Source organism: Mesorhizobium sp. WSM3873 (assembly GCF_001672445.1).
Taxonomy (GTDB): Bacteria; Pseudomonadota; Alphaproteobacteria; order Rhizobiales; family Rhizobiaceae; genus Mesorhizobium.
The window spans coordinates 246,636-273,097 of record NZ_LYTM01000045.1; the positions used below are offsets into that span (position 1 = coordinate 246,636).

A 26,462-nucleotide genomic window follows, 5' to 3' on the forward strand; every position below is an offset into this window, starting at 1 on the left:
ATGACTGAATTGCGACCGATGTTATCGCTAACATTTATGCAGGTCAAGTCTTGAAAATGGATCAACGCGCCGGCTATCGATGAGGCGGTTTTCGCGGAGAAGTACCATGTTCGGAGACATTGAAGGCGCTGGGTTCGAAGTTCTCGACGAGCGGTTCGAGCGGTGTTTCGTCGGTCACGTTGCGGTCGAGCGGCTGTGGACCGGCGGGCGCTGGCTCGAGGGCCCGGCGTGGTTCGCCGCCGGCCGGTATCTTCTTTTCTCCGACATCCCGAATGACCGCATCATGCGCTACGACGACACCAGCGGAACGGTCTCGGTCTTCCGCTCGCCGTCAAACAACGCCAACGGCAACACTGTCGATACGCAGGGGCGGCTGGTCACCTGCGAGCATCAAGCGCGGCGCGTCACCCGCACCGAGCATGACGGCTCGATCACGGTGATCGCCGACCGCTTCGAAGGCAGGCGCTTGAACTCGCCCAACGATGTGGTGGTGCGCTCGGATGGCACGGTGTGGTTTTCCGACCCGCCCTACGGCATCGCCACCGACTACGAGGGCGACCGCGCCGAGCAAGAGATCGAGGGATGTCATGTCTATCGTGCGGATCCTGGAACCGGTGAGGTAACGCGAGTTGTCCCGACGATGGCAAAACCCAACGGCCTCGCCTTCTCCCCGGACGAGACGATCCTCTATGTCGGCGACACAGGCGTCACGCATCAGAAGGACGGGCCAAGGCACATCCGCAAGTTCGCTGTCGAAGGCAACAATCTGCGCGAACTCGGCGTTTTCACCACCTGCACGGCCGGTCTGTTCGACGGGTTCAGGGTGGACACGACCGGCCGCGTCTGGGCAGGGGCCGGCGACGGCGTCCATTGCTTCGATCCAGACGGCACGCTGATCGGCAAGATCCGCATCCCGGAGACGGTAGCCAACCTGACTTTCGGCGGTCCCAAGCGCAATCGCTTGTTCATCACGGCGCGGCAGTCGCTTTACGCGGCTTTCGTGGTGGCGAACGCCGCGGGGCGGGGGTGAAAACCGCGACCTGAGGTCCGCGGCGTCAGCTGCGGTCTCAGCTGCTCCGCGTGGCGACAAACGTTGCCGCCGCCTTCAGCAAATCCGCCTGCTCGCCATAGGGCTCCAGCAGCGCATGCGCCTGGTCGATGAGGCCGTGCAGTTGCTCGCGCGCCCAATCGGCTCCGTGCAGCGCGGCAAGTGTCGCCTTGCCGGCGGCGGCGTCCTTCTTGGTCGCCTTGCCCATCTGCTTTGCGTCGGCGGTGAGATCGAGCAGGTCGTCGGCTAGCTGGAAGGCAAGACCGATCGCCGAGCCGAACTCCGCCAGCCTTTCACGGTCGACGGCGGATGCGCCGGCGATGATGGCGCCTGCTTCGCAGGCGAAACGGATCAGCGCGCCTGTCTTCATCGCCTGCAGACGGATGACGCCGGCCTCGTCCGGCCGCTTGCGCTCGGCCTCGAGGTCGAGCGTCTGGCCGCCGACCATGCCGCCGGCTCCGGCGGCGCGGGCGAGTGCCAGCACCAGCGCCGCCCGTCGCTCGGCCGGCAACGCGGTCGCCTCGTCGGCGATGATGTCGAAGGCCAAAGTCAAGAGCGCGTCGCCGGCAAGGATCGCGGTTGCCTCGTCGAAAGCTTTGTGCACCGTCGGCTGGCCGCGGCGCAGATCGTCGTCGTCCATGGCAGGAAGATCGTCATGGATCAGCGAATAGCAATGCACGCATTCGAGCGCGGCGGCGACGCGCAGCGCCGCCTCGTCATCTGCCGAAAACAGCGCCGCGCTTTCCATCACCAGAAAAGGTCGGAGCCGCTTGCCGCCGTTGAGCACGCCATGGCGCATCGCCGCCATCAGGCGTTCCGGCCGGACGATCTCGCCGGAAAGCAGAGGCGCATCGAAGACCTGCCGCAGCAGGATCTCGACTGCTGCGGCGCGCGTAAAAAGCGCGGATTCGAAGGCCATCTGGTCGTCTTTCAACATGGCCGGGACCGGTAGCCGACACTCAGACGTTGCGCAAGCAGCCTCGCGCCATTATGCCGAAGTAGCGGGTGGCACGGGTGGGGCGACTTGACGGAACCGATCGTCGAACATGAAAGCGAAGGGCTGGACATGGCACGGCCGCGGCGCCTGAACCGCGCCGGTCTCAAGCGCCTTGGCCGGCGCTGCCTAGTCGCGGCGATCGTGCTGGCTGCGATGCCGGTCGCGCTCACCTTTCTCTATCTGCCGCCCTTCGTGCATCCGGTTTCGACGCTGATGCTGAAGGATCTCGTCACCTTCTCCGGCTACGACCGGCGCTGGGTTTCGATCGACGATGTGGCCCCGGTGCTCATGCATTCGGTGATCATGTCGGAAGACGGGCAGTTCTGCTTCCATCGCGGCGTCGACCTCGGCGAATTGCGCGGCGTGGTCGACGATGCGCTTGCCGGCGAGGCGACGCGCGGCGCCTCCACCATCACCATGCAGACGGTGAAGAACCTGTTTTTGTGGTCGCGGCCGCTGGGCAGCGTGCGCAAGGTGGTCGAGTTGCCACTGGCCGTCTATTTCGATGCGGTGATGTCGAAGCGCCGCATCATGGAGATCTATCTCAACATCGCGGAATGGGGGCCAGGCATATACGGCATCGAGGCGGCCGCGCAGCATCATTTCGGCGTCTCGGCCAGGCAATTGTCGCGCCGGCAGGCAGCGCTGCTTGCCGTCAGCCTGCCCAACCCGATCGCGCGCAATCCGGCCAGGCCAGGCCCGGGGTTGAGGCGTCTCGCCAATCTGATCGAGCGGCGCGCCGGGCGTTCGGGCGCCTATGTCGGTTGCCTCGATTAAGGCGAAGCGGCGCCGGCTCAAAAAAATTCGCGCCAGTGCTGGCCAAAACGGCGCAAGGCGTGTATAGGCACCCGACTTTCTCAGATTATGGCCTCGATGCGGCCCTTTCGCGAGGGTTGCCGGGGCATTTTGACCATGTAGTGGAGCATATCCATGGCCGTTCCAAAAAGAAAAACCTCTCCGTCGAAGCGCGGCATGCGCCGCTCGGCCGACGCCCTCAAGGCCCCGACCTATGTCGAGGACAAGAATTCCGGCGAAATGCGCCGGCCGCACCACATCGACCTGAAGACCGGCATGTATCGCGGCCGCCAGGTGCTGGAGCCGAAGGAAAGCTGAGAAGCTTGCACGGGAAAGCTGAGAAGCTTCCATGGTTGTGACGTTTTCAGAGGACCGGCCGCTGGCCGGTCTTTTTGATTCTGGCGACCGGATGAAGGTCCTCGCGCTGGCTGGGCACGAGCCGCCGAAAAGGCAGCGGAAAAACGGCTGACATCGTTATTTCATTAGGATTTAGAGCGTGTTCGGCGCCATCGCCGAAAAGCCTTGACGGCGTGCCCGCCGCGCCTTTTACAAAAGGGTGCCTCATTGGAGACGCCCAGATGTTCGGTGCCATCCCGCTGCTGATCGTGCCCTTCGTCCTCTACAACCTCGGACTGCTCGGCCTGTTCGGCGGCGGCGACGATCCGTGGACGATCGAAATGTTCTCGTTCCGGATGATGTCAGGCGGCGTCTTCTCGATTACGCTCGGCGACCTGATGGTGCTAATCGGGCTGATCTTCCTCTTCGTCGAGATATCGAAATCGGTGCGCACCACCAATGCGTCGATCCTCGATCATCTGTTGTCGACGCTGGTCTTCATCGCCTTCCTGGTCGAGTTCCTGCTGGTGAAGGGCGCCGCGCATTCGGTGTTCTTCACGTTGATGATCATCGCGCTGTTCGATGTGCTGGCCGGCTTCTCCGTGTCGATGCGGTCGGCAAGCCGGGATATCAACTTAAACTAGGATTGCACCCGGCGACCCGCGGTCCAAAACGCCGTCAACCCGCGGCGGCGGCCCGGGGCTTACGGGCGACAACCGCCTCATAGGCGGTCTGCAACTGCCGGCGCACGGTCGGCGTGCCGGGCGGCGTCTTCACCGGCGCTCCAAGATGTTCGTGGCGCAATTCGTCCATGAACCGATCCCACAACGGCGGGCCGCCTTTTTCGAGCAGTTCGGCTCGGATCGACAGCTCCTCGCTGACCGGCAGCCAGACGCGGCCCCAGGCGCCGAGATGCGCCATGATCGGCACAAGGGTGATTGCCATCTCGGTCAGGCTGTAGATCGCCTTCTGCTTGTGGCTGGGATCGTCCGCCTTGGTCAGGAGGCCGAGCTCCATCAGCCGCTTCAGGCGATCGGCCAGGATGTTGGAGGCAATGCCTTCGATCGAGCCGTTGAGCAATTCCCGAAAATGACGCCTGCCGCCGAAGATAATGTCGCGCAGGATGATCAGGCTCCAGCGGTCGCCGAAAACTTCCAGCGACAGATTGATCGGGCAGCCGGAGCGGTGCTCGGTGTTCATGCCAGTCTCCAAAAAACCGGTTGCACTATGATATCAGCCTGCTTATCGTGCAACTGATTGCAATATGCAAGCAGATTGAGAGATAGAGGAGGGAAGGATGACCGTCTTGCCTCGCCCTGAGATCCATTCGGAAAGCTTCGGCGACCCGGCCGACCCGGCGATCCTTCTGATCATGGGCGCCATGGCCTCGATGCTCTGGTGGCCGGAAGCCTTTTGCCGGGCGCTTGCCGAGCGCGGCCGTTTCGTCATCCGCTACGACAATCGCGACACTGGTCTCTCGACCAAGTACACGCCGGGCGCGCCGCCTTACGGGTTCGAGGACATGGTCGATGATGCCGTCCGTGTGCTCGACGATCACAATATCGCCAAGGCGCAGGTCGTCGGCATGTCGATGGGCGGCATGATCGCGCAGATCGTAGCGCTGAAATATCCCGAACGGGTCAGCGCGCTCACCGTGATCTCCAACTCACCGCTCGGTGTCGATACGTCCGGTTTGCCGGGGACGAGCGAGGCCTACCGAGAGCATTCCGCCGAAGGTGCCGATGTCGATTGGTCGAATCGGCAACAGGTCATCGACTTCATGGTCAGGGACGCTCGCGCAATCGCCAGCACCCTGCATTCGTTCGACAGCGAACGGACTCGCGCGATGATCGAGGAGGACTACGATCGGTCCGGCGGTCTCGCCAGCGCCACCAACCACTTCCTGCTGAAGAGCAGCGGCCCGGAGCGGCGAATAAGGGATTTGACCGTGCCGCTGCTCGTCATCCACGGCACTACCGATCCGCTCTTCCCGATCGAGCACGGCGAGGCGCTCGCCGGCGCGGTTGCCGGCGGCAGGCTGGTGCGGATCGAAGGCGGCGGCCACGAACTGCACCGCAACGATTGGCCGCAAATCCTCGAAGCCATCGCCGCATTTGGCTAGCCCGGCGGGATTAGGATTGACACCAGCGGTCTGCGAAAATAGTTAAGTGATCACTTCAGTATTGCCTCGATCTCCGCCGACAGGAGAAAAAATGTCCCTGACGCTGTATTTCCATCCGCTCGCGTCCTTCTGCTGGAAGCCGCTGATCGCGTTCTACGAAAACAACACGCGGTTTGCGCCTCAGATCGTCGATCTCGGCGATGCGCAGTCACGCGCGGCTTTCCTGAAGGTTTCGCCGACGGGCAAGATGCCGGCCCTGCGCGATGACGCGCGGGGCCGCACGGTGCTGGAATCGACCATCGTAATCGAATATCTCACCGCCTATTATCCCGGGCCGGTCGAGCTCATTCCCGCCGACGTCGACCTCGCCATCAAGGTGCGCCAGGCAGACCGCTTCTACGACTTCTACGTGCAGGAGCCGATGCAGAAGATCGTCGGCGACCGGCTGCGGCCGCAAGACAAGACCGATCCGTTCGGAGTCGAGCAGGCGCGCGAGCAGCTGCGCAATTCCTACGCCATCATCGAACGGGAGATGCAGTCAAAAACGTGGTCAGTCGGCGACCACTTCACTTTGGCCGACTGCGCCGCCTCGCCTGCGCTGTTTTACGCCAACAAGGTCGAGCCGTTCGGCGACAAATTCCCCGCCGTGAAGCGCTATCACGACCGTCTGCTCGAACGGCCGAGCTTCGCCCGCGTGATCGAGGAGGCGCAGCCCTATTTCAAGTTCTTCCCCTACAACAATGGCTAGGCCTCGATGCTGCACGATCCCGCCCAGCTCGATCTGATGTTCCAGGCGCTTGCCGATCCCGCCCGGCGCCAGATGGTGGAGCGTCTGTCGCGCGGACCGGCATCGGTCAGTCAGCTCGCCGAGCCGCTGGCGATGTCGCTGTCGGCCGTCGTCCAGCATCTCGCCGTTCTCGAGACGAGCGGGTTGGTGAGCACCGAGAAGCTTGGCCGGGTGCGAACCTGCCGGATCGAGCCAAACGCATTGCGGGCAGCCGAGCATTGGATCAACGAGCGGCGACTGGCCTGGGAACGCCGGCTCGACCGGCTCGGCGATTTTCTCACGGACATCAACGACCAAACCTGAAGGGGTCCGTCATGACCGAACGATCCGTCGTCCATTCCACCTTCGTCATCGAACGGCTCTATCCGGCGTCGCCCGAAAGGGTCTATTTCGCGCTCAGCGATCCGGCGGCCAAGAAGCGCTGGTTTTTTGATCCCGACAACCCGATGCCGAGCCGGCATGAAATGGACTTTCGCATCGGCGGCAAGGAGGTGAATGCCGGCTGCCCGAGCGACGGGCAGACGCATTTCTTCAACGCCGTCTACCAGGACATCGTGCCGAACAAACGCATCGTCTACAGCTATGAGCTGCTGTTCGGCGAAACCCGAGTCTCGGTTTCGCTGGCGACGATCGAGCTCATCGCGGAAGGCAAGGGAACGCGACTGATCCTTACGGAGCAAGGGGCCTTCTTCGACGGCATCGACTCGCCGGCCACGCGCGAGCATGGCACCGGCGAACTGCTCGACGCGCTTGGCGCGGCGCTGCAGGCAGCGAACTGAGGGCCTCTCGCTGGTGGCCAGCGGTCACTCTCCAGGGGAGAGTTCCCAGAACTGATCCAGCCAGACATTCAGCCTGAGGAAGCCGGCGGTGCTGACGGCGTAGACGCGTCTGGTGCCCTCGGCCCTGGCATTGACCAGACCGGCGTCGAGCAGGACTTTCAGATGCTGGGAAACGGCCGGGCGCGAAACCGGCAAACCGGCGGCCAACTCATTCACCGTCTTGGGACCGCGCCGGAGCTCTTCCAAGAGATAGCGCCGGTTGGGATCGGCTATCGCCACGAAAGCGTCGGAAAACATCATGCCTCATTTGTGGGGCAAAGTTCCCCAAATCTCAACCATCGGTTTCAACCTTTGTGCGCGGGTCGAGCCGCAAGGCTTCCGGCGTGACGGCGCGGTCTGCCGGCTGCGTCTTGAAGGCATCGCGGTTCTCGATCGGAACCGGCGCGCGGGCGCGGATGCGGAGCAGGGTGTAACCGGCAAGGCAGAGATGCGCGAGCGCGGTCGCAAGGAAGAGCGCTTCGGGGCGCAGCCAGCCCATCAAAGCGGCGGCCAGCAGCGGTCCGATCATGGTGCCGAAGCCATAGAGCAACAGCAGGCCGCCGGAAACCTTGACGAAATCCTCCGCCCGCGCGTGGTCGTTGGCATGCGCGACGGCGATCGAATAGAGCGTGTAGGCGAAGGCGCCGTAGGCGGCCGTCAGCAAGATGACGAAAACGCCCGAACGCGGCTCGACCAGAAAGACCAGCACGGCAAACAGTGCCGCGCCGAAGGCTGCGCCCGCCAGCACGAAACGGCGGTCCGTGGTGTCGGATAGCCGGCCCGCGGGGAGCTGCATGGCCGCGCCGGCGATGACCACCAGGCTCATCATCAGCGCGATCTCGGCGGTAGAGATGCCGATGCGGGCGCCATAGACGGCGCCGAGCGTGCCCCAGGCACCATTGGCTATGCCGATCAGGAGGCAGGCAACCGCCGACACCGGCGAATTGGCGTAGAGGCCTTTGACGTCGAGCTTGACATCCTGCAGCGGCTTCGGATGCGACTGAGTCGATACCGCAGTCGGAAGGAGCGACAGGCAGAACAGGATGCCGGTGATCATGAACAGCGAGGCCGATTTCACATCGCCGCCGGCGACGATCATCTGGCCGCCCATGATCGAAGCATAGGTCACCATCATATAAAGGCCGAAGACGGTGCCGCGATTCTCGTTGGTGGCCTTCTCATTGAGCCAGCTTTCGATGACCATGAAGGCGCCGGCCATGGTGAAGCCGGTGAAGGCGCGCAGCAGGATCCAGAAATACTCGTCGATGATGAGGCCGGTGAGGAGCGCAATGATTGCGCCGGAGGCGGCGAAGGCGCCGAACGCCCTGACATGGCCAGCACGGCGCACCAGCCGCGGCGCGAAGAAACAGCCAGTGACGAAGCCGCCGGCCCATGCCGTGCCCATCAGGCCGAGCGAGGCGGTCGAGAACCCCTCAAGCTGGCCGCGCAGCGGCAAAAGCAGGCCATGCAGGCCGGAGGCCGCCAGCAGGAACGCGGTGCCGCGCAGCAGCGAGAGGATCGGTCGGTAGGTTGCGAACATAGGCTGATCCGGCTGGTAATTTCGAAGCGCAGGTCTGTTTGAGGGTGCAGCTCTGGCAGTCGCTTTCAGGCTTTTCCGGGGCGGCTGGCCATGCAGCAGGATTATCCGCGGCGAAACAGTGCCTCGGCGGCGGATTTGGTGGCGCCCCTGGCGGCCCGCTCAGCTTCCAGCCTCGCGATCTCTTCGCGCAGCAGGTCAATGCGCTCGGACAAATCATCGACAGACAGCAGCGACAGATCCTGTCCGATCTCGTGTGGGCGGGGCTTCTTCCTGGGTTCGTCGTCGAAGATCGCCATCGTCGCTTCTCCCTGATTTCACCATTTGCCTGATTTGGTAATGAGCATACATAGGGCAGGGATGCCGATGCAAACAGCCGGCCAGCGGCATGAGGAAACGGGACAATTCATGGCAAGCGGACAGCATATTCCGGCAAAGATGACGGCGATCGCAATCTCGCAGCCTGGCGGTCCCAGGGTGCTGAAGCCGGAGACGCGCGACGTGCCCACGCCCGGCCCCGGCGAGGTCCTCGTCCGCGTGCACGCGGCCGGCGTGAACAGGCCCGACGTGCAGCAGCGCAAAGGCGCCTATCCGCCGCCGCCCGGCGCCTCGGACCTGCCCGGGCTCGAGGCGGCCGGTGAGATCGCGGCGCTCGGCGACGAGATATCGCGCTGGCGCACCGGCGACCGGGTCTGCGCGCTGACGCCGGGCGGCGGCTATGCCGAATATGTCAAGGTCCACGCCGGCAGCGTGCTGCCGATCCCGGCGGGCTTTACCTATTCCGAGGCCGCGGCCGTGCCGGAGAACTACTTCACCGTCTGGCACAACGTGTTCGAGCGCGGCGGGCTGAAGAAAGGCGAGACGGTGCTTGTCCATGGCGGCTCGTCCGGCATCGGCACGACGGCCATACAGCTCGCCTCGGCATTTGGTGCCTATGTCATCACCACCGCCGGCAGCAAGGAGAAGTGCGACGCCTGTCTTAGGCTCGGCGCTGACCGGGCGATCAATTATCGCCAGCAGGACTTCGTTGCCGAGGTCAAGGACGCAACCGGCGGCCGGGGCGCCGACGTCATCCTCGACATGGTGGGCGGCGACTATGTGGCGCGCAACTACGATGCGGCGGCGGTCGAAGGACGCATCGTCCAGATCGCCGTACAGGCCGGTGCGGTCGCCAGCACCGACTTCGCAAAGCTCATGGTCAAACGCCTTGTCCATACCGGCTCGACGCTTCGGCCGCGCACCGTCGAATTCAAGGCAGCCATCGCGGCGGCGCTCGAGGCTCAGGTCTGGCCGCTGCTCGGCACCCGAAAGGTCGCTCCGGTCATGGACATGATCTTCCCGCTGACGGAGGCCTGGCGGGCGCATGAGCGGATGGAGGAGGGCGAGCATATCGGCAAGATCGTCCTCGACGTCGGCTAGGATGCGCCCGATATAGGTGAGGCCGGCCTGCAAGCAATTGTGTCCTGCGCTTCCGCTGCTCACGTACTTTAAGTACGTTCCGCTCCGGTTTGCGGACCAACCGTTTGGGCTTGGCCTGACCTGAATCCTCGACGCATCCTGGGCGTTCGGATCCCTGGCGAGAGACTGAACAAAGGCCTAATGCTGCAATGCACAAAATGCATTGCCGCCATGCAAAAGAGTCCGTTCAATTCGTAGGCAAGGGTGCCTATTTACGCGGCATCGAACAACTGATCCCACGAATGGAGGACTGAAATGAACCCGATCCGCGCTTTCCGCAACTGGCGCCTCTACAATGAGACCGTGCGTGAGCTGAACAAGCTGAACGCCCGCCAGCTGAACGACCTCGGCATCAACCGCGGCGACATCGAGCGCATCGCCCGCCAGGCTCTTTGATTTGAAGCACGACCCGGCCGCAAGGCCGGGCCGTAGTCTCGAAGCCAGAGCCGTCGCAGACGCTTGCTCGTCTCCGGTTCCGAACCCGCTGGACTCCGTCCGGCGGGTTTTGTCTTTTTGGGTCCCAGCTGCTCCCCTGCCAAAAACATTGCGAAATCGTGACGGAGCGTTTATACAGGCCGCGAATTTCCCATTTTGGTGGCTCTAAAACCACCGCCCGCGCGGGAACGCGGGCGAACGAGAAGGATTTTTGACATGGCCAATACGCTGCTGATGCCCAAGGCCACCGCCGTCTGGCTGGTCGACAACACCGCGCTCTCCTTCGAGCAGATCGCGCAGTTCTGCGGGCTGCATCCGCTGGAGGTCAAGGCGATCGCGGACGGCGAGTCGGCGCAGGGCATCAAGGGCATGGACCCGATCATGACCGGCCAGCTCACCCGCGACGAGATCGCGCGCGGCGAGAAGGATTCGAACCATCGGCTGAAACTCTCGGACCCCAAGGTGCGGGTGCCGGAATCGAAGCGCAAGGGCCCGCGCTACACGCCGCTGTCGAAGCGCCAGGACCGACCGAACGCCATCCTCTGGCTGGTACGCAATCATCCCGAGCTCAAGGACGCGCAGATCGCGCGGCTGGTCGGCACGACCAAGTCGACGATCGAGCAGATTCGGGAGCGCCGGCATTGGAACTCGGCCAATCTGCAGCCGATGGATCCGGTGACGCTGGGCCTGACCTCGCAGATCGACCTCGACATGGAAGTCAACCGCGCCTCGCGCGGCCGCGAGCAGGCACAGCCGGTGGCCGGCGACACGCTGCTGCCGGCGGCGCTGACCGAAAGGCTGACGCCGGCTCCGGAGAAGCCGAAGGACGAGGATCAGGAGCTCGATGCCAACGCCGTGTTCGCCAAGCTTTCGGCGCTGAAGTCGAAGGACAAGAAAGAAGATGGGGAAGAGGAGTAAGCTCTCCCAGCCCGACAAAAAAGCCCGCTTCGCGCGGGCTTTTTTGTCGGCGGTGCCTGGGGAGGTCAGGTCCGCGCCGCTCGGTCGGGCGCCATGCCGTAATCCTCGCTGCGTTCCACGGCGCGATAGAAGTCGGCGAGCTGCTTGCCGCGCTCCGGCTTGTAGATACGCCCGGCAATCACCACCGAGGCGATGCGGTCGATGCGGAAGGCGCGAAAATCGTCGCGCATCTCGCACCAAGCCACCAGGGTCCATACCTTGCCCCAGAACCAGAGGCCCAGCGGCCGAATGTCGCGCGCCGTGCCCCGCCCGGCTTCGTCCGAGTAGTCGATGGTGAGCACCTGGCGCTTCTCGATGGCGCGCTCGATGAGGTCGATCGCCTCGCGCGCGGCATCGCTCACCACCCACATCGGCGTGTGGATCTCGGTGCGGGCGATGCGATCCTTTTCCGTGTCGGGCAGCACCGCGCCGATCTTGACCAGCGCCTCGTCGGCGGCCCTTGCCATCGCCGCGCCGCCAAAGGCGCGCACCATGCGGGCGCCGGCAACCAGCGCCACGATCTCGTCACGCGTGAACATCAGCGGCGGAAGGTCGAAACCCTCCCTCATCATGTAGCCGACACCCGCCTCGCCGTCGATCGGCACGCCGGTCGACTGCAAGTCGGCTATATCGCGGTAGATGGTCCGCTCGGACACCTCGAGCCACGTCCCGAGCTTCTGCGCGGTGACCAGTCTGCCTCCGCGCAGATGCTGCACGATCTGGAAAAGCCTGTCGGCGCGGCGCATCGTTTGACCCCTTGGCTTCGGTTCTACGCATGCCGCGGTCCCAAAACCGGTTCCCGCAGGTTCGAGGCTGCTTCAATAGCGCACGCCTCCTGACAACATAGTGTCAGGAGGCTGCAGCCACTCCACCACCGGACAACGGCGTCTTTCCTGAAACCCAGCGTTTCAACCGACATTACATCTGGGCGCGGCATGGCCGCTATCCAAGTCATGCGCCGAAAAATTTCAGTTCTCACGCACGCGGCCGTTATAAAGGTCCGGCCAACCGATGTCCTTGCGAATGTCCGCCGGCAAAGTGTTCAGGAAACGCTGGGTCCGGATCTCGTTCCGCACGGTGCGGATCTTGCCGACATAGTGCTGCACGCTACGCAGGATGGTAAAACCGTTCATGACCGAGCTCCTCTTTTTGACGAGAGGAGTATCTCACACCCCTGCTGACAGCAGTCTGTCAGCAGGGGTGCGAGGTAGCCGAAGCCGGCGCCAGAACGATCAGCGCGGTCCCAGGGCGCCCCTTTGTTTGTCAGGAGCGATGCGGTGGCGAAAGCGCCAAGAACCGCTTTGACAGCCGCCGAAGATGCTGGTCAAAGGCGGCATGACGAAACTGCTCGCCCTTGTCATCATCGGCATCATGCTCATCCAAATCATCAAGCCGCTCGGCTGGCCGGGGCTGAAGCGCCGCAGCGATTTCTGGAAGCTGGCGCTGCTTGCAATGGCCGCAATCTCGCTGGCGGCCGTGCTTGGTCATTGGGCTTGAGGCACGTCGATATCAGGTGATGACGGCCTGCGAAGGGCGGCGCTGGCCCCCGCTGGTTCGACGCCTCAGCTAAGAGTGCGGCCGGCAAACAAAACCCGGGCCTTGGCCTGGCCGGGCCTTGGACCGGGTTTCAGCGCTTTAGGGAAAGCTCAAAGCGCGTCGACGCGCTTCAAGCCGTTGTTGATGCATGTCGTTGCCCCAGAACCGCTGCACACTTCTGGCGACATGCATTGCTATCAGGCGGCCTTTTCCAGCGCCGGCTGCCATTGTCCGAGCGCCGCCAGATGATTCATGTGGGCACGATGGATGAAGGCAGCCTGGCCGGCGGCGACGTTCGACGCCTGGCCGCTCCAGGCCTTCTGCGCGGCCGCCTGCAGGGCGCGGCCGTAGGAGAAGGAGAGCTTCCACGGATGCGGGCCGATGACATTGATGGCGTTAAGGTTGGCCGTCGCTTCCTCGTCGTCCTGGCCGCCCGACAGGAAGGCAATGCCGGGCACCGCCACAGGCACGGCTTCGCGAAACAGCTTGATCGTCTTCTGGGCGACCGCTTCGGGACTGTCCTTCTTGCCCGATTTCTTGCCGGAGATGACCATGTTCGGCTTGAGGATGGTGCCTTCGAGCACCACGCGCGCGGCATAAAGCTCGCCATAGAGCTTCAGCAGGGTCGCCTTGCTCACCTCGTAGCAAGTGTCGATCGAGTGGGCGCCGTCCATCAGCACTTCCGGCTCGACGATCGGCACGATGCCTGCCTCCTGGCAGAGCGCGGCGTAGCGTGCCAGCGCATGCGCGTTGGAGGCGATCGAGGTGGCTGACGGCACGCCCTTGGCGGTGTCGATGTCGATCACCGCGCGCCATTTGGCGAACCGGGCGCCGAGCTTATAGTAGTCCGCCAGCCGCTCGCGCAGGCCATCGAGACCCTCGGTGATGGTGTCGCCGGGAAAGCCGGCGAGAGGCTTGGCGCCGACATCGACCTTGATGCCCGGAATGGCGCCGGCGGCCTTGATGATGTCGACCAGCGGCGTGCCGTCGGCAGCCTTCTGGCGAATGGTCTCGTCATAGAGAATGACGCCGGAAATATACTTGGTCATCGCCTCCTTGGCGCGGAACATCATCTCGCGATAGTCGCGCCGATTGTCGGCGGTCGATTCGACGCCGATGACGTCGAAGCGCTTCTTGATGGTGCCGGAGCTCTCATCGGCGGCCAAAAGGCCCTTGCCATCCGCCACGATCGCGGCGGCAATGTCTTCGAGACGTTCGCTCATGGTGCTCTCCTAAGGTGCGTTTCATTCCGCGCTAGCAGAACACTACCGCCAAAGGAATGACGCCGAAAAGCTCGAATCGATTGAAAGTCTCGATAGCTGCGTCCGCTCGGAAAGTCTTGAATGACTCAGCGCTTCAGCACGTCGACGCCCGGCAGCGGCTTGCCCTCCATCCATTCGAGGAAGGCACCGCCGGCGGTGGAGACATAGGTGAAATCGTCGGCGACGCCGGCATGGTTGAGCGCGGCCACCGTGTCGCCGCCGCCGGCGACCGAAACCAGCTTGCCCTCCTTTGTGCGGGCTGCCGCATGCTTTGCCGCAGCCACCGTGGCGCGGTCGAAGGGTTCGATCTCAAATGCACCGAGCGGGCCGTTCCAGACCAGCGTGGCAGCACGGTCGATCCAATCGGTGACGCTCTTCACGGTTTTCTCGCCGACATCGAGGATCATGCCGTCTGCGGGTACGTCGGAGATGGCGACGGTTTGGCTCGCGGCACCCGCCTTGAATTCCTTCGCCACGACGCCGTCGGCGGGCAGGATGATGGCGCAGCCGGCTTCGGCCGCCTCGATCATGATCTGCTTGGCGGTGGAGGCCAGGTCATGCTCGCAGAGCGATTTGCCGACATCGGTACCCCGCGCGGCGAGAAAGGTGTTGGCCATGCCGCCGCCGATGACCAGCGCGTCGACCTTCTTCACCAGGTTCATCAAAAGATCGATCTTGGTCGAGACCTTGGCGCCGCCGACGATGGCCACGACGGGCCGCACCGGATTGCCGAGACCTTGTTCCAACGCGTCGAGCTCGGCCTGCATGGTGCGGCCGGCATAGGCCGGCAGGCGGTGCGCCAGGCCTTCGGTCGACGCATGCGCGCGGTGCGCGGCGGAAAAGGCGTCGTTGATGTAGATGTCGCCATTGGCGGCGAGCTTTTCGGTGAAGGCCTGATCGTTCTTCTCCTCGGCCTTGTGGAAGCGGGTGTTTTCCAAAAGCAGGACGTCGCCATCCTTCATGGCGGCAACCGCGTCGGCGGCCTTGTCGCCGATGCAGTCGGAGGCGAAGCCGACCGGGCGGCCGAGCACTTCCGCCGTGGCGCGAGCGATCGGCTCCAGCGAGAATTCGGCCGACGGGCCGTCCTTCGGACGACCGAAATGCGCGAGCAGTATCACCCTGGCGCCTTTGCCGGAGAGCTCGGAAATGGTCGGTGCGATGCGCTCGATGCGGGTGGCGTCTGTCACCCTGCCGTCGGCGACGGGAACGTTGAGGTCGACGCGCACCAGGACGCGCTTGCCGCCAACGGCGCCGATATCGTCGAGTGTCTTGAAGCCGGCCATGGTCGTTCCTTTCCGCCAAAAACGCGGCGACCTTACCCGCCACCGGGCACGATGCAAGGCCTGGGCCGCACAGCGCGTGCAAAAATGATGTCGTTGTGTGACGTCAACTCTCGCTGGCTGATTTTGGCGCTACGGGCTCGGACGTCGTCATTTCGTCCGGCTCGCTTTGGGGGATCTGGCTTGGCGCCGGTTTGCGCCAGCCGCGGATAAAGGCGGCGACGCGGTCGGCGATCTCGCCGGCGCTCAGGAAAACCGGCACGCGCGCCACCGGCGCGGTCGGCTCGAAGGACAGGCCGAGGCCGGTGATCCGGCCCTTCTCGTCGACATCGCGCACGATAAGCTCGATCGGGCCGATCATCACGCGGTCGGCATATTCGGCCTGGCCGCCGAGCCGCTCGGTGACCAGTGCCGCGACGGTGAGCTTCTGTTCGGCCTCGGTGAGGCCGGGCCCGTAGGCGGCTTCGAGCTCGGCGGCGGAGCGGGCCGGATCGACGGCAAAGGCGCCAAAGAAGTCGGCATCCTCGGGGTCGACGACGGCGCGGCTGGCGAAGAGCTTGTCGAGCAGGCGCGGATACCGATCCGGCACGAAGATGTAGACCTGATCGCCGGCGGCGAGCCGGCCCATGTCCTGGAATCGCATGGAGCGGCCGTCGCGCAGCACCAGCGAAGGCCTTGCCCAGCGCGGGATGCGCTCGCCGCGCGCCACCGGACTACCGGGAGCGACACGATAGGCGAGCAGCTCGTGGTGGGCCGAGCCCGGCAGCTCGAGCTCGACCTTGTCGAGCGGTCCAAGCCGTGCCGGCACGATGAGGCCGAGACGGCGCGCCAGCGGACCGACGGTCCAGCCCTGCACCACCAGCGAGACCAGCACGATGATGAAGGCGACATTGAAGATGAGGCGACCGTTGGCGAGGCCGCCGAGCAGTGGCGTGATGGCAAGCAGGATCGAAACGGCGCCGCGCAACCCGACCCAGGAGACGAAGGCGACCTCCGGACGCGGCAGGCGGAACGGCATCAGGCAGAGCCAGACGGCCAAGGGCCGCGCCACGAAGATCAGGAACAGACCGAGCAGGATCGCCGGCAGCAGGATCGCTGGGAATTGCGAGGGCGTGGCAAACAGGCCGAGGATCAAAAACATGATGATCTGCGCCAGCCACGACATGCCGTCCTGGAAACGCTTCAGGATGGTGACGGCGCGAATGTCGGAATTGCCGGCGACGAGGCCGGCGAGATAGACCGCAAGGAAGCCCGAGCCGCCGACGGCGCCGGCCGCAGCGAACACCATCAGCGACAGCGTCAGCACGAAGATCGGCAGCAGGCCGTGGTCGAGGTTCAGCCGCTCGACGAGGCGCACGATCGCCAAGCCGCCGAGCACGCCGATGATGGCGCCGAGTCCCATGTTGATGAAGAAGCCGATCACCAAACTGGTGGCGAGAACGTTTGCCTCAGGGTTGGCATGCGCGGCGATTATCTCGACCAAAGAGATGGTGAGGAAGATGGCGATCGGATCATTGGTGCCGGATTCAACCTCGAGCGTCGAGCGGACGCGCTCGCGCAAATGGATCTCCCCGGCGCGCAGCAGGAAGAACACCGCCGCTGCGTCGGTGGAAGCGACGGCGGCGCCGAGCAGCGAGGATTCCAGCCAGCTGAGATTGAGGAGGTAGTAGGCGGCGACGCCGAAGATGCCGGTGGTCAGGAGGACGCCGACGGTGGCCAGCGACAGCGCCGGCCCGGCCGCCTGGCGCAAGGCGTTGAGCGGCGTGCCGAAACCGGAATCGAACAGGATAATGGCCAGAGCCAACGAGCCGGCGAAGTAAGCCAGCCGCGCATTGTCGAATTCGATGCCAAGGCCGTCGACGCCGGTGGCAAGGCCAATGCAGAGGAAGAGGAGCAGCAGCGGCGCGCCGAAGCGGAAGGCGATCAGGCTCGAAAAGGCGGCGGCGACAACAAGCGCTGTGCCGACCAGCGTCACGAGATAGATCGCATGCTCCATCCGGAATTGCCCCTCAAATCCGCGTCCCTCCCGCTTTACGGCAGAGTGGGGCGAACACATGACCAGTGCAAGGCGGCAGCGTGGCTTTTTTGCCCCATGCCGCTGCGTCGAACGAAAACGCCCGGCCGAAGCCGGGCGTTTCACACGATCAAAAAGGAAGCCCTGAGGTCAGGCGATGGTCTTGCCGAAGGCGACAGCCGTGTCGCCCATGCGGTTCGAGAAGCCCCATTCGTTGTCGTACCAGGAGAGTACCGAGACGAAGTTGCCGTCCATGACCTTGGTCTGGTCGAGCGCCGCGATCGAGGAGTGCGGATCGTGGTTGAAATCGATCGAGACGTTCGGGTGATGGGTGACCGAGAGCACGCCCTTCAGCTTGCCCTTGGAGGCGGCGATCAGCGCTTCGTTGATCTCCTGCGCGGTGGTCGAGCGCTTGGCGATGAATTTGAAATCGACGACCGAGACGTTCGGGGTCGGCACGCGGATGGAGATGCCGTCGAGCTTGCCCTTGAGGTCGGGCAGCACCAGGCCGATCGCCTTGGCGGCACCGGTCGAGGTCGGGATCTGCGACAGTGCCGCGGCGCGGGCCCGGTAAAGGTCCTTGTGCATGGTGTCCAGCGTCGGCTGGTCGCCGGTGTAGGAGTGGATCGTCGTCATCATGCCCTTCTCGATGCCGACGGTCTCGTGCAGCACGGCGGCAAGCGGCGCCAGGCAGTTGGTGGTGCAGGACGCGTTGGAGATGACGACGTGGTCCTTGGTCAGCTTGTCGTGGTTGATGCCGTAGACGACCGTGAGATCGGCGCCTTCGGCCGGGGCCGAGACGATGACGCGCTTGGCGCCGGCCGTCAGATGCGCGGCAGCCTTGTCGCGCGCGGTGAAGATGCCGGTGCATTCGAGCGCGATGTCGATGCCGAGATCCTTCCAGGGCAGCTGGGTCGGATCCTTGATGGCGGTGACCTTGAACTTCTCCTTGCCGACGGAGATCTGGTCGCCGTCGACCGTCACCTCATGCGGGAAGCGGCCATGCACGCTGTCGTAGCGGAGCAGATGCGCGTTGGTCTCGACCGGGCCGAGGTCGTTGACGGCGACGACGTCGATGTCCTTGCGGCCGGATTCATGAATGGCGCGCAGGATGTTGCGGCCGATGCGGCCAAATCCGTTGATGGCAACTCTGACGGTCATGTTTCTCTCCCAGGGGCTGGAAAGTGGATGGGTCCGCTGCTTCATAGCGGCGGGCGTGCAAAGAATCCAGCCGCAGAAGCCGGAATTTAAATCGATTAGGTTGGTCCAGTCCGGCGACATCCTTTGAATGGGCTTCGCCGGACGGGGCGTTGCTTTTTATGCATGCCGCTCGAGATCGCTGCGCGCTTTTGAGCGACATGCGATGGCTCACTTGCCGTGCAGGCGCGCCTCCACGGCCTTGGCCGCGGCCTCGGCGGTGATGCCGAAATGCGGATAGAGCTGCTCGATCGAGCCGGAGGCGCCGAAGCCGGTCATGCCGACGAAGATGCCGTCGATACCGATCAGGTGGTCCCAGCCCTGGCGGATGCCGGCCTCGATAGCGACCTTCACCTTGGCGTTGCCGATGGTCTTCCTGCGATAGTCCTCGTCCTGCTGGTCGAACAGCTCGAAGCAGGGCACCGATACGACGCGGGTCGGATGGCCGTGTTTTTCGAGCAACTCGCGGGCGCCAAGGGCGACCTCGACCTCCGAGCCCGTGGCGAAGATCGTCACGGCCGCCTCGCCGTTTGCCGCGGCAAGCTCATAGGCGCCCGAGGCGCTGAGGTTCTTCTCGCTGTGTTCGCTGCGCACGGTCGGCAGGTTCTGGCGGGTCAGCGCGAGCGTCGAAGGCGTCTTTTCGGACTCCAGCGCCAGCTGCCAACATTCCGCCGTCTCGACCGCGTCGGCCGGGCGGAAGACGTTGTGGTTCGGAATGGCGCGTAGTGCGGCCAGATGCTCGACCGGCTGGTGGGTCGGGCCGTCCTCGCCGAGGCCGATCGAGTCATGGGTCATGACGAAGATCGAGCGGATGCCCATCAGCGAGGCAAGGCGCATCGAAGGGCGGGCATAGTCCGAAAAACACAAGAAGGTGCCGCCATAGGCGATCAGGCCGCCATGCAGCGTCAACCCGTTGATGGCCGCCGCCATGCCGTGCTCGCGGATACCGTAATGAACATAGCGCTGGCCGTAGTCGTCCGGAGTGATGTTCTTGGTCTGGCTGGTCTTGGTGTTGTTGGAGCCGGTGAGGTCGGCCGAGCCGCCGATGGTTTCGGGAACAGCGCCGTTGATCACTTCCAGCGCCATTTCCGAGGACTTGCGGGTGGCCACCTTCGGCTTGTCGGCCGAGAGCTTCTTCTTGTACTCGGCGATGACGGCGTCGAAATTGTCCGGCAGCTTGCCGGCGAGGCGGCGCTCGAATTCGCCCTTCAGCTTGGCGTCGGCCTTGGCAAGGCGGCCTTCCCAATCGGCGCGCGCCTTGGCGCCGGCGGTGCCGACGCCGCGCCAGGCGTCGAGGATGTCGGCCGGAATCTCGAAGGGCGGCGATTCCCAGTTGAAGAATTTGCGGGCGCCAGCGATTTCGTCCGCGCCGAGCGGCGAGCCATGCGCCTTGTTGGTGCCGGCCTTGGTCGGGGCGCCGAAGCCGATGGTCGTCTTGCAGGCGATTATCGTCGGCTTGTCGGAATGGCGGGCGGCTTCGATGGCGTAGGCGATGGCTTCCGGATCGGTGCCGTCGATGTGGCTGGCGTTCCAGCCGCTGGCCTGGAAGCGGGCGACCTGGTCGGTGTTGTCGGCGAGCGAGACCGGGCCGTCGATCGAAATGTTGTTGTTGTCCCAGAAGACGATCAGCTTGTTGAGCTTGAGATGGCCGGCGAGCGCGATGGCTTCCTGGGAGACGCCCTCCATCAAGCAGCCGTCGCCGGCCAGCACATAGGTGTAGTGGTTGACAAGGTCGTTGCCGAAGGCGGCGTTCATGATGCGCTCGCCGAGCGCGAAGCCGACCGAGTTGGCGAGGCCCTGGCCGAGCGGACCGGTGGTGGTCTCGATGCCAGCGGCATGGCCGTATTCGGGATGGCCGGCGGTCCTAGATCCGAGTTGGCGGAAATTCTTGATCTGGTCGATCGTCATGTCCTCGTAGCCGGTGAGGTACAGGAGCGAATAGAGCAGCACCGAGCCGTGGCCGGCCGACAGGATGAAACGGTCGCGGTCGGCCCAGTGCGGGGCCTTGGCGTCGAATTTCAGGAAGCGGGTGAACAGCACCGTAGCGATGTCGGCGCAGCCCATGGGCAGGCCGGGGTGGCCGGAATTGGCCTTCTCGACGGCGTCCATGGAAAGAAAACGGATCGCATTGGCCATCCGATCATGTTGTTCACGCGAGGTCATGCTTCCTCCGGAATAGGGGTTGGAGCCTTGGGAGAGCCCGTGGAAAGGGTGCGCGACACATAGCAGGCGCGGCCTTTGAGTCAACAAATCGGTGCTTTTTTGCCGGCCTTGTGAAGGCGCCGGCGACGCTACATTAGCGTTAGCGGGGGACAGTCGCGAGAGCTTTGTTGACGCGCGCTTCACCCGGCGCCTAATCTTTCCGAGATAACGCGTTCTGAACGCGAGCGATTCGGTGACGGGCAGGGCATAGGACGAAGGCCATGACCGGGGAAACGACCCTCAAGGAAGTCATCGCCAGGCTAGGCAAAGCCATGGAGGGACTGGAAAACGCCGTCGCGGCGCGGCTCGAGCATGAGCGCGACTATTCCGAAGCCGAGGCTGAGGTGCAGCGCATGAACGCCGACCGCTCGCGGCTGGCGCAGGAGCTCGACAATTCCGAGGCGCGCGCCGAACGGCTGGAAGACGCCAACAAGGAAGTGTCGCGCCGGCTGGTGACCGCCATGGAAACCATTCGCGCGGTACTGGACAGGTAAGCCAATGGCACAGGTCACCGTTTCCATCGACGGCAAGCAGTACAGGATGGCTTGCGACGAGGGCCAGGAAGAGCATCTGATCGACCTCGCCGAGCGCTTCGACCGGTATGTCATGCATTTGAAGGATTCGTTCGGCGAGATCGGCGACCAGCGGCTGACGGTCATGGCCGGCATCATGGTGATGGATGAGCTTTCGGAGCTCAACAAGCGGGTCAAGGGCATGGAGAGCGAGGTGCTGACGCTGCGCAAGACGCGCGACGAGGCGCTGACCAAGGCCGACAAGAGCGACAGCGTGCTGACGACCGCGCTCGCGGCACTTGCGCAGCGCATGGAAGACCTTGCGACGACGCTGGCGGTGAAGAAGGCTTAAGCCACCAATCCCCTGCGTCCGCTATGGAAATTCTGCTGTCTTTTCCAGGAAAAGCAGAAATTTTTCCGTCGTTCCGATCACGCTTGCAGACACAAGCCTTTTGAACCGTTCCTTCCGGCGGTATAGAAGCTGACGCGCGCCGCTGGGGTTGGCCCATGCCGGCGCCATGTCACAGGGTAGGGAGCCCGCGATGAGCCTTCGTATCAACGATATCGCGCCGGATTTCACGGCCGAGACCACGCAAGGGACGATCAATTTCCATCAATGGATCGGTGACGGCTGGGCAGTGCTCTTCAGCCATCCGAAGAACTTCACGCCGGTTTGCACGACCGAGCTCGGCACGATGGCCGGGCTCGAGGGCGAATTCAAAAAGCGAAACGTCAAGATCATCGGCATTTCCGTCGATCCGGTGTCGAGCCACGAAAAGTGGCAGGCCGACATCAAGACAGCTACCGGCCAGACGGTGAACTATCCGCTGATCGGCGACAAGGATCTCGCCGTCGCCAAGCTTTACGAGATGCTGCCGGCGGGCGCCGGCGAGAGCTCTGAAGGGCGCACGCCGGCCGACAACGCCACCGTGCGGTCGGTCTACGTCATCGGCCCGGACAAGAAGATCAAGCTGGTGCTGACCTATCCGATGACCACCGGCCGCAACTTCGATGAGATCCTGCGCGTCATCGATTCCATCCAGCTGACCGCCAAGCACCAGGTCGCGACGCCGGCAAACTGGAAGCAGGGCGAGGACGTGATCATCACCGCCGCCGTCTCCAACGAGGACGCGATCAAGCGCTTCGGCGCCTACGAGACGGTGTTGCCGTATCTGCGCAAGACCAAGCAGCCGACAGCGTGAGCTTTCCTTCTCCCCGTCCCACAGGGAGAAGGTGCCCGAAAGGCGGATGAGGGGCGGCGCGGCGTTCGATAGATGAGCGCCAAGCTGCTCGGAGATTTTTGCTGAGCAATCAACCTTGCAGCGTCGGCGCTGCCCCTCATTGTCCTGCCGGACATTTCTCCCCGTATCGTGACGGGGAGAAAGGGCTTGTTTCGCCGCCTTCGCCAATCGCAGGCGTTGGAACGTATTGTCGGACCGCAAAAGCGCGAAGCCGGAGGTCGACGAGTTAATATACCAATTCTGACTGCTCGCGTACGATCAACGCGTCGATGAAGGGTCGTCTGAAAACTTTTTGTTTGGGTAATAGCGCTTCTTCTGCCGTTTTAGCTGATAGAACAGTGTTCCGTGTATACCATTAACTTCGGTTTTTCTTTGTAAACCTCTACTTAAACTTTCTTGAACCTGCTTCGCCCTTTTGCTCCCAACGCGCTTAAAGAAATCCTCAATGAACTCGATATCCTGACCATTCGGAAAAATTAACTCAAAATCTTCATCTGAAACTGCATAGATATTGTACGCGGTGTTGTCGGCGCCATCGATTAACTGAACATTTTTCATTGACGCATCGCTCTGCACATGTGTCTGCTCGTTCAGAGCGCTAAATTTCCTACGCCGATACCTGTCGTAATACGGATAGCAACATTTGCCAAGGCTTTGGCGGTGCAACTCGCAAACGTGCCAAATTCTCTTCTTGTCTTGGCGGGAAGACATTTGCATCTGCCTTTGCGAAGCTTGCCAAAGCGCAGGTGTTGCAACGTTAAAAAACGGCGGCGCCAGACGCTGGCGCCGCCGTTTTGTCTTTGCGTAATGCCTCGAGCTTTTACGCCGCCGGCTGCGCTTCGATGGTGCGCAGCGCCTGATTTTGACGCTTGGCCGCGGCCTTGACCGCGTCCTGCACCTTCTCGAAGGCGCGCACCTCGATCTGGCGCACGCGCTCGCGGCTGATGTCGAACTCGGCCGACAGCTCTTCCAGCGTCAGCGGCTCTTCGGCCAGACGACGCGCCTCGAAGATGCGCCGCTCGCGGTCGTTGAGCACGGACAGTGCGCCCGACAGCATCGAGCGCCGGTTTTCCAGCTCGTCCTGCTCGATCAGCATCTCCTCCTGGCTTTCGTGGTCGTCGACCAGCCAGTCCTGCCATTCGCCGGACTCACCTTCGCTCGCCCTGATGGGGGCATTGAGCGAAGCGTCGCCCGACAGGCGACGGTTCATCGATACCACTTCGGCCTCGGAAACGTTGAGACGCGTGGCGATCTCGGCGATCTGGTCGGGCTTGAGGTCGCCGTCGTCGAGCGCCTGGATCCGGCCCTTCACCTTGCGCAGGTTGAAGAACAGGCGCTTCTGGTTGGCGGTGGTGCCCATCTTGACCAGGCTCCACGAGCGCAGGATGTATTCCTGGATCGAGGCCTTGATCCACCACATAGCGTAGGTGGCGAGCCGGAAGCCGCGCTCCGGTTCGAATTTCTTGACAGCCTGCATGAGGCCGACATTGCCTTCCGAGATCACCTCGCCGATCGGCAGGCCGTAGCCGCGATAGCCCATGGCAATCTTGGCGACGAGCCGCAAATGGCTGGTGACGAGCTTGTGCGCGGCGGAAGTGTCCTGATGCTCGGCATAACGCTTGGCGAGCATGTACTCTTCCTGGGGCTGAAGCATCGGAAAGCGACGGATTTCTTCCAGGTAGCGGGCGAGACCGCCTTCACCGGAAACGATACTGGGTAGTGACTGGGCCATGATAGCGCCCCCTCTCTATTGGAGTGATGCCCCCGTAACGCGGCGGGCATGTGACGCGAATGCCAATCGGCTCACTCGCGGCAACTGCTGTATATAGGAACAAAACCAGAAAGGACAGGCATTTGTTCAACACGAAACAGTGTGTCACGCTGAAGTGAACAACGCCAGTCAGGTTTTTTGATGGCTGGTTTGAAGCGTCTTGATGGCGGTTCAGAGCATTCGAAAGCCGCCGACAAGTTCCTCCATGTCCCTCGGCATCGGCGCCTCGAACCGCATCGGTAGATGGGTGGTCGGGTGTCGGAATTCAAGGAGCCAGGCATGGAGCGCCTGCCTGGAAAATGCCTTGACCTCGCCTTTCAGCGGTTCCGGCAGCCGGTTGGCCTTGGTGCGGAAGGCCTGGCCGTACTCCGGATCGCCGACCACCGGATGACCGATATGCGCCATATGCACCCTGATCTGGTGCGTGCGGCCGGTCTCGAGGCGGCATTCGATCAGACTTGCGGTGGTGAATTCCTTCTGCCGCCCGCCGAAACGCTCGACGACGGTGAAATGGGTGACGGCATGCCGGGCGTCGTCCCGGCCTTCGGGAACCACCGCGCGCCGCACCCGGTCGGCGGCGCGGCCGAGCGCGGCCTCGACGGTGCCGGTCGGCCGCTGCGGAATGCCCCAGACCAGCGCCAGATAGGCGCGTTCGAGGTCGCCCGTCCGGCCATGATCGGCGAAGGCCTCGGACAGTGCCTTGTGGGCGCGGTCGGTCTTGGCCACCACCATGACGCCGCTGGTTTCCTTGTCCAGCCGGTGGACGATGCCCGGTCGCCTGACGCCGCCGATGCCGGAAAGACTGTCGCCGCAATGATGGATCAGCGCGTTGACCAGTGTGCCGGTCCAGTTGCCGGCGCCGGGATGCACAACCAGCCCCGCCGGCTTGTTGACGACGATCAGCTCGTCGTCCTCGTAAAGGATGTCGAGAGGAATGGCCTCGCCTTGCGGCTCGGCAGGCTCCGGCTGCGGCATGATGACCGCGACACGCTCGCCCGGCGCCATCTTGCGCTTTGCCTCTTCGACCGGCTTGCCGGCGATCGTAACCGCACCCTGCTTGATGAGGGCCTGCACGCGGCTGCGTGAGATCTCCGGGCCGAGCTGGGCGGTGAGCCACTGGTCGAGGCGCTGGCCTGCGGCATCGGCGCCGGTTTCCAGCTCCACCGCTCCATCCAACTCATCGCCCGGCAATTCATCCTGTCTCAAAATCGGGGCCCTATCAAAATCGAGGTCTCTTCGCTATGAGCGCTCATCGAAACCCGTTGCGGATTGTTTAGTCATGGCCCGGCCGATCGCCGAAGAAGATGAGGAGAAGCCGCTCGACCCTGCGGCCGAAAAAGTGCGCCGGAAACTCATCCGCTTCATGATCGTCAATCTCGGTCTTCTGTTCCTCGCCCTTATGGTGGTGATCGGAGCCCTTGTCTACAAAGCCCGCAATGCGCCCGGCGCCGGATCGGTGCATGCCGGCGATGTCCAGGCTCCGGCCGGCGCGCCCCTCTCCGGCGATATCGTGCTGCCGGTCGGCGCCAAGGTCGTCAGTCAGGCACTGTCCGGCAACCGCCTGTCGATCGATGCCGAGCTCGCCGACGGCAGCCGTTCCATCTTTCTCTACGACATTGCCGAGCGCCGCGTCATCGGCCAGTTCGCGATTCGGAACAAATGAGCGGCTTTGCCGATAACCGCAGCATTGCGACCGTGGCGCTCGTCGTCGAAAACTATGACGAGGCGATAGCCTGGTATGTCGAGCGGCTTGGCTTTGTGCTGAGCGAGGATGTCGACCTCGGCGGCGGCAAGCGCTGGGTGACGGTCACGCCGGCAAACAGGCAGGGCGCGCGGCTGCTCTTGGCGGCAGCCTCCGGCGAGAGGCAGGCAAGCCGCATCGGTGACCAGACCGGCGGCCGGGTGTTTCTTTTTCTCGAAACGGACGACTTCGCCCGCGACCATCAGGCGATGCTTGGCAGGGGCGTCGAATTCCGCGAGGCGCCGCGCTTCGAGCCCTATGGCACGGTGGCGGTGTTTGCCGATCTCTACGGCAATCTCTGGGATCTGATCGAGCCGAAACGGCAGGGTTGACGAGGGCAGTCCGCAAAGTCCGCGAACAGTCCGAAACCCCAGTTGCTTTTTTCCGGCCTTCATCCTATGTAGCCGGTTCTTGAG

General features: G+C 63.5%; 32 protein-coding genes. 17 read left to right on the plus strand and 15 right to left on the minus strand.

Annotated features, from left to right (window positions below):
* The first annotated feature begins 106 nt into the window (after nt 1–106).
* Nucleotides 107–1,030, plus strand: a complete 924-nt coding sequence (locus A9K71_RS24135) for an SMP-30/gluconolactonase/LRE family protein (RefSeq protein WP_067002002.1) — start codon at nt 107–109, stop codon at nt 1,028–1,030.
* A gap of 37 nt (nt 1,031–1,067) precedes the next feature.
* Here the strand turns inward: A9K71_RS24135 and A9K71_RS24140 are convergent, their stop codons facing one another.
* Nucleotides 1,068–1,985 (minus strand): polyprenyl synthetase family protein, encoded by a 918-nt coding sequence (locus tag A9K71_RS24140; protein ID WP_067002005.1) that lies wholly within the window; start codon nt 1,983–1,985, stop codon nt 1,068–1,070.
* Nucleotides 1,986–2,114: 129 nt separating this feature from the next.
* On the opposite strand from A9K71_RS24140, the gene A9K71_RS24145 reads away from it, so the two are divergent.
* From A9K71_RS24145 to A9K71_RS24155, 3 genes are all read left to right on the plus strand, one after another.
* A complete protein-coding gene (locus A9K71_RS24145) occupies nt 2,115–2,822 on the plus strand; it encodes a transglycosylase domain-containing protein (protein WP_067002212.1) in 708 nt (235 codons plus the stop codon).
* A gap of 153 nt (nt 2,823–2,975) precedes the next feature.
* Nucleotides 2,976–3,158, plus strand: a complete 183-nt coding sequence (gene rpmF, locus A9K71_RS24150) for a 50S ribosomal protein L32 (RefSeq protein ID WP_006203806.1) — start codon at nt 2,976–2,978, stop codon at nt 3,156–3,158.
* Between the two features lie 260 nt (nt 3,159–3,418).
* A complete protein-coding gene (locus A9K71_RS24155) occupies nt 3,419–3,820 on the plus strand; it encodes a hypothetical protein (protein WP_067002007.1) in 402 nt (133 codons plus the stop codon).
* Nucleotides 3,821–3,854: 34 nt separating this feature from the next.
* Here the strand turns inward: A9K71_RS24155 and A9K71_RS24160 are convergent, their stop codons facing one another.
* A complete protein-coding gene (locus A9K71_RS24160; protein ID WP_067002010.1) occupies nt 3,855–4,376 on the minus strand; it encodes a helix-turn-helix domain-containing protein in 522 nt (173 codons plus the stop codon).
* A gap of 97 nt (nt 4,377–4,473) precedes the next feature.
* On the opposite strand from A9K71_RS24160, the gene A9K71_RS24165 reads away from it, so the two are divergent.
* From A9K71_RS24165 to A9K71_RS24180, 4 genes are all read left to right on the plus strand, one after another.
* Nucleotides 4,474–5,298: an alpha/beta hydrolase gene (locus A9K71_RS24165; RefSeq protein ID WP_067002013.1), complete on the plus strand. Its 825-nt coding sequence runs from the start codon at nt 4,474–4,476 to the stop codon at nt 5,296–5,298.
* 91 nt (nt 5,299–5,389) lie between these two features.
* Nucleotides 5,390–6,046: a glutathione S-transferase family protein gene (locus A9K71_RS24170; RefSeq protein WP_067002016.1), complete on the plus strand. Its 657-nt coding sequence runs from the start codon at nt 5,390–5,392 to the stop codon at nt 6,044–6,046.
* A 6-nt stretch (nt 6,047–6,052) separates the two neighbouring features.
* Nucleotides 6,053–6,388 carry a metalloregulator ArsR/SmtB family transcription factor gene (locus A9K71_RS24175; RefSeq protein WP_067002018.1) on the plus strand — a complete coding sequence of 112 codons (336 nt, stop codon included), beginning with the start codon at nt 6,053–6,055 and terminating at the stop codon, nt 6,386–6,388.
* Nucleotides 6,389–6,399: 11 nt separating this feature from the next.
* Nucleotides 6,400–6,864, plus strand: coding sequence for an SRPBCC family protein (locus A9K71_RS24180; RefSeq protein ID WP_067002021.1), 465 nt, complete (start codon nt 6,400–6,402; stop codon nt 6,862–6,864).
* Between the two features lie 24 nt (nt 6,865–6,888).
* Here A9K71_RS24180 and A9K71_RS24185 read toward each other — a convergent pair whose 3' ends face one another.
* The 3 genes from A9K71_RS24185 to A9K71_RS24195 are packed head-to-tail and all read right to left on the minus strand — an operon-like array spanning nt 6,889 to nt 8,739.
* Entirely contained in the window at nt 6,889–7,164 is a 276-nt protein-coding gene (locus A9K71_RS24185; protein WP_067002023.1) for a metalloregulator ArsR/SmtB family transcription factor, read from the minus strand.
* A 31-nt stretch (nt 7,165–7,195) separates the two neighbouring features.
* Nucleotides 7,196–8,578 carry an MFS transporter gene (locus A9K71_RS24190; protein ID WP_348627028.1) on the minus strand — a complete coding sequence of 461 codons (1,383 nt, stop codon included), beginning with the start codon at nt 8,576–8,578 and terminating at the stop codon, nt 7,196–7,198.
* The gene (locus A9K71_RS24195) at nt 8,545–8,739 is read right to left on the minus strand and encodes a DUF1192 domain-containing protein (RefSeq protein WP_067002029.1); all 195 of its coding nucleotides are present in this window, start codon (nt 8,737–8,739) and stop codon (nt 8,545–8,547) included. The genes A9K71_RS24190 and A9K71_RS24195 overlap by 34 nt, the downstream gene beginning before the upstream one ends.
* 109 nt (nt 8,740–8,848) lie before the next feature.
* Between A9K71_RS24195 and A9K71_RS24200 the strand changes: the two genes are divergently transcribed.
* From A9K71_RS24200 to A9K71_RS24210, 3 genes are all read left to right on the plus strand, one after another.
* Entirely contained in the window at nt 8,849–9,859 is a 1,011-nt protein-coding gene (locus A9K71_RS24200) for an NAD(P)H-quinone oxidoreductase (protein ID WP_067002214.1), read from the plus strand.
* A gap of 294 nt (nt 9,860–10,153) precedes the next feature.
* Nucleotides 10,154–10,294 (plus strand): DUF1127 domain-containing protein, encoded by a 141-nt coding sequence (locus tag A9K71_RS24205; protein WP_067002031.1) that lies wholly within the window; start codon nt 10,154–10,156, stop codon nt 10,292–10,294.
* Nucleotides 10,295–10,549: 255 nt separating this feature from the next.
* Nucleotides 10,550–11,251, plus strand: coding sequence for a DUF1013 domain-containing protein (locus tag A9K71_RS24210; RefSeq protein WP_067002033.1), 702 nt, complete (start codon nt 10,550–10,552; stop codon nt 11,249–11,251).
* 65 nt (nt 11,252–11,316) lie between these two features.
* On the opposite strand, the gene A9K71_RS24215 is transcribed toward A9K71_RS24210, so the two are convergent.
* Together A9K71_RS24215 and A9K71_RS30815 are read right to left on the minus strand one after the other, a co-directional pair.
* The gene (locus A9K71_RS24215) at nt 11,317–12,036 is read right to left on the minus strand and encodes a YafY family protein (protein WP_059189944.1); all 720 of its coding nucleotides are present in this window, start codon (nt 12,034–12,036) and stop codon (nt 11,317–11,319) included.
* A gap of 222 nt (nt 12,037–12,258) precedes the next feature.
* Nucleotides 12,259–12,423 (minus strand): hypothetical protein, encoded by a 165-nt coding sequence (locus tag A9K71_RS30815; protein ID WP_082953649.1) that lies wholly within the window; start codon nt 12,421–12,423, stop codon nt 12,259–12,261.
* 184 nt (nt 12,424–12,607) lie between these two features.
* Between A9K71_RS30815 and A9K71_RS24220 the strand changes: the two genes are divergently transcribed.
* Complete coding sequence (locus A9K71_RS24220) at nt 12,608–12,787, plus strand: hypothetical protein (protein ID WP_067002035.1); 180 nt, start codon at nt 12,608–12,610, stop codon at nt 12,785–12,787.
* 236 nt (nt 12,788–13,023) lie between these two features.
* Here A9K71_RS24220 and A9K71_RS24225 read toward each other — a convergent pair whose 3' ends face one another.
* From A9K71_RS24225 to tkt, 5 genes are all read right to left on the minus strand, one after another.
* Complete coding sequence (locus A9K71_RS24225; RefSeq protein WP_067002037.1) at nt 13,024–14,049, minus strand: class I fructose-bisphosphate aldolase; 1,026 nt, start codon at nt 14,047–14,049, stop codon at nt 13,024–13,026.
* 125 nt (nt 14,050–14,174) lie between these two features.
* Nucleotides 14,175–15,371 carry a phosphoglycerate kinase gene (locus tag A9K71_RS24230; RefSeq protein WP_067002038.1) on the minus strand — a complete coding sequence of 399 codons (1,197 nt, stop codon included), beginning with the start codon at nt 15,369–15,371 and terminating at the stop codon, nt 14,175–14,177.
* Nucleotides 15,372–15,474: 103 nt separating this feature from the next.
* A complete protein-coding gene (locus A9K71_RS24235) occupies nt 15,475–17,364 on the minus strand; it encodes a potassium/proton antiporter (RefSeq protein WP_067002040.1) in 1,890 nt (629 codons plus the stop codon).
* Between the two features lie 168 nt (nt 17,365–17,532).
* Complete coding sequence (gap, locus tag A9K71_RS24240) at nt 17,533–18,543, minus strand: type I glyceraldehyde-3-phosphate dehydrogenase (protein WP_067002042.1); 1,011 nt, start codon at nt 18,541–18,543, stop codon at nt 17,533–17,535.
* 207 nt (nt 18,544–18,750) lie between these two features.
* Complete coding sequence (gene tkt, locus A9K71_RS24245; RefSeq protein ID WP_067002045.1) at nt 18,751–20,742, minus strand: transketolase; 1,992 nt, start codon at nt 20,740–20,742, stop codon at nt 18,751–18,753.
* Nucleotides 20,743–21,002: 260 nt separating this feature from the next.
* On the opposite strand from tkt, the gene A9K71_RS24250 reads away from it, so the two are divergent.
* The 3 genes from A9K71_RS24250 (at nt 21,003) to A9K71_RS24260 (ending at nt 22,495) form a co-directional block, all read left to right on the plus strand.
* Nucleotides 21,003–21,275: a DUF4164 domain-containing protein gene (locus tag A9K71_RS24250; protein WP_040973690.1), complete on the plus strand. Its 273-nt coding sequence runs from the start codon at nt 21,003–21,005 to the stop codon at nt 21,273–21,275.
* Between the two features lie 4 nt (nt 21,276–21,279).
* The gene (locus A9K71_RS24255) at nt 21,280–21,645 is read left to right on the plus strand and encodes a cell division protein ZapA (protein ID WP_067002048.1); all 366 of its coding nucleotides are present in this window, start codon (nt 21,280–21,282) and stop codon (nt 21,643–21,645) included.
* Nucleotides 21,646–21,835: 190 nt separating this feature from the next.
* Nucleotides 21,836–22,495 carry a peroxiredoxin gene (locus tag A9K71_RS24260; RefSeq protein WP_067002051.1) on the plus strand — a complete coding sequence of 220 codons (660 nt, stop codon included), beginning with the start codon at nt 21,836–21,838 and terminating at the stop codon, nt 22,493–22,495.
* A 297-nt stretch (nt 22,496–22,792) separates the two neighbouring features.
* Here A9K71_RS24260 and A9K71_RS24265 read toward each other — a convergent pair whose 3' ends face one another.
* The 3 genes from A9K71_RS24265 to A9K71_RS24275 all read right to left on the minus strand — a co-directional run bounded on the left by A9K71_RS24265 (nt 22,793) and on the right by A9K71_RS24275 (nt 25,469).
* On the minus strand, nt 22,793–23,110 hold the full coding sequence (locus A9K71_RS24265) for a hypothetical protein (protein WP_197504270.1): 318 nt from the start codon (nt 23,108–23,110) through the stop codon (nt 22,793–22,795).
* Nucleotides 23,111–23,354: 244 nt separating this feature from the next.
* On the minus strand, nt 23,355–24,266 hold the full coding sequence (gene rpoH / locus A9K71_RS24270) for an RNA polymerase sigma factor RpoH (RefSeq protein ID WP_067002056.1): 912 nt from the start codon (nt 24,264–24,266) through the stop codon (nt 23,355–23,357).
* A gap of 210 nt (nt 24,267–24,476) precedes the next feature.
* Nucleotides 24,477–25,469 (minus strand): RluA family pseudouridine synthase, encoded by a 993-nt coding sequence (locus A9K71_RS24275; RefSeq protein WP_245299751.1) that lies wholly within the window; start codon nt 25,467–25,469, stop codon nt 24,477–24,479.
* A 115-nt stretch (nt 25,470–25,584) separates the two neighbouring features.
* Here A9K71_RS24275 and A9K71_RS24280 point away from each other — a divergent pair, with 115 nt between their 5' ends.
* Both A9K71_RS24280 and A9K71_RS24285 read left to right on the plus strand, forming a co-directional pair.
* Nucleotides 25,585–25,968 (plus strand): fimbrial protein, encoded by a 384-nt coding sequence (locus A9K71_RS24280; protein ID WP_067002059.1) that lies wholly within the window; start codon nt 25,585–25,587, stop codon nt 25,966–25,968.
* On the plus strand, nt 25,965–26,378 hold the full coding sequence (locus A9K71_RS24285; protein WP_067002062.1) for a VOC family protein: 414 nt from the start codon (nt 25,965–25,967) through the stop codon (nt 26,376–26,378). The genes A9K71_RS24280 and A9K71_RS24285 overlap by 4 nt, the downstream gene beginning before the upstream one ends.
* Nucleotides 26,379–26,462: the final 84 nt, after the last annotated feature.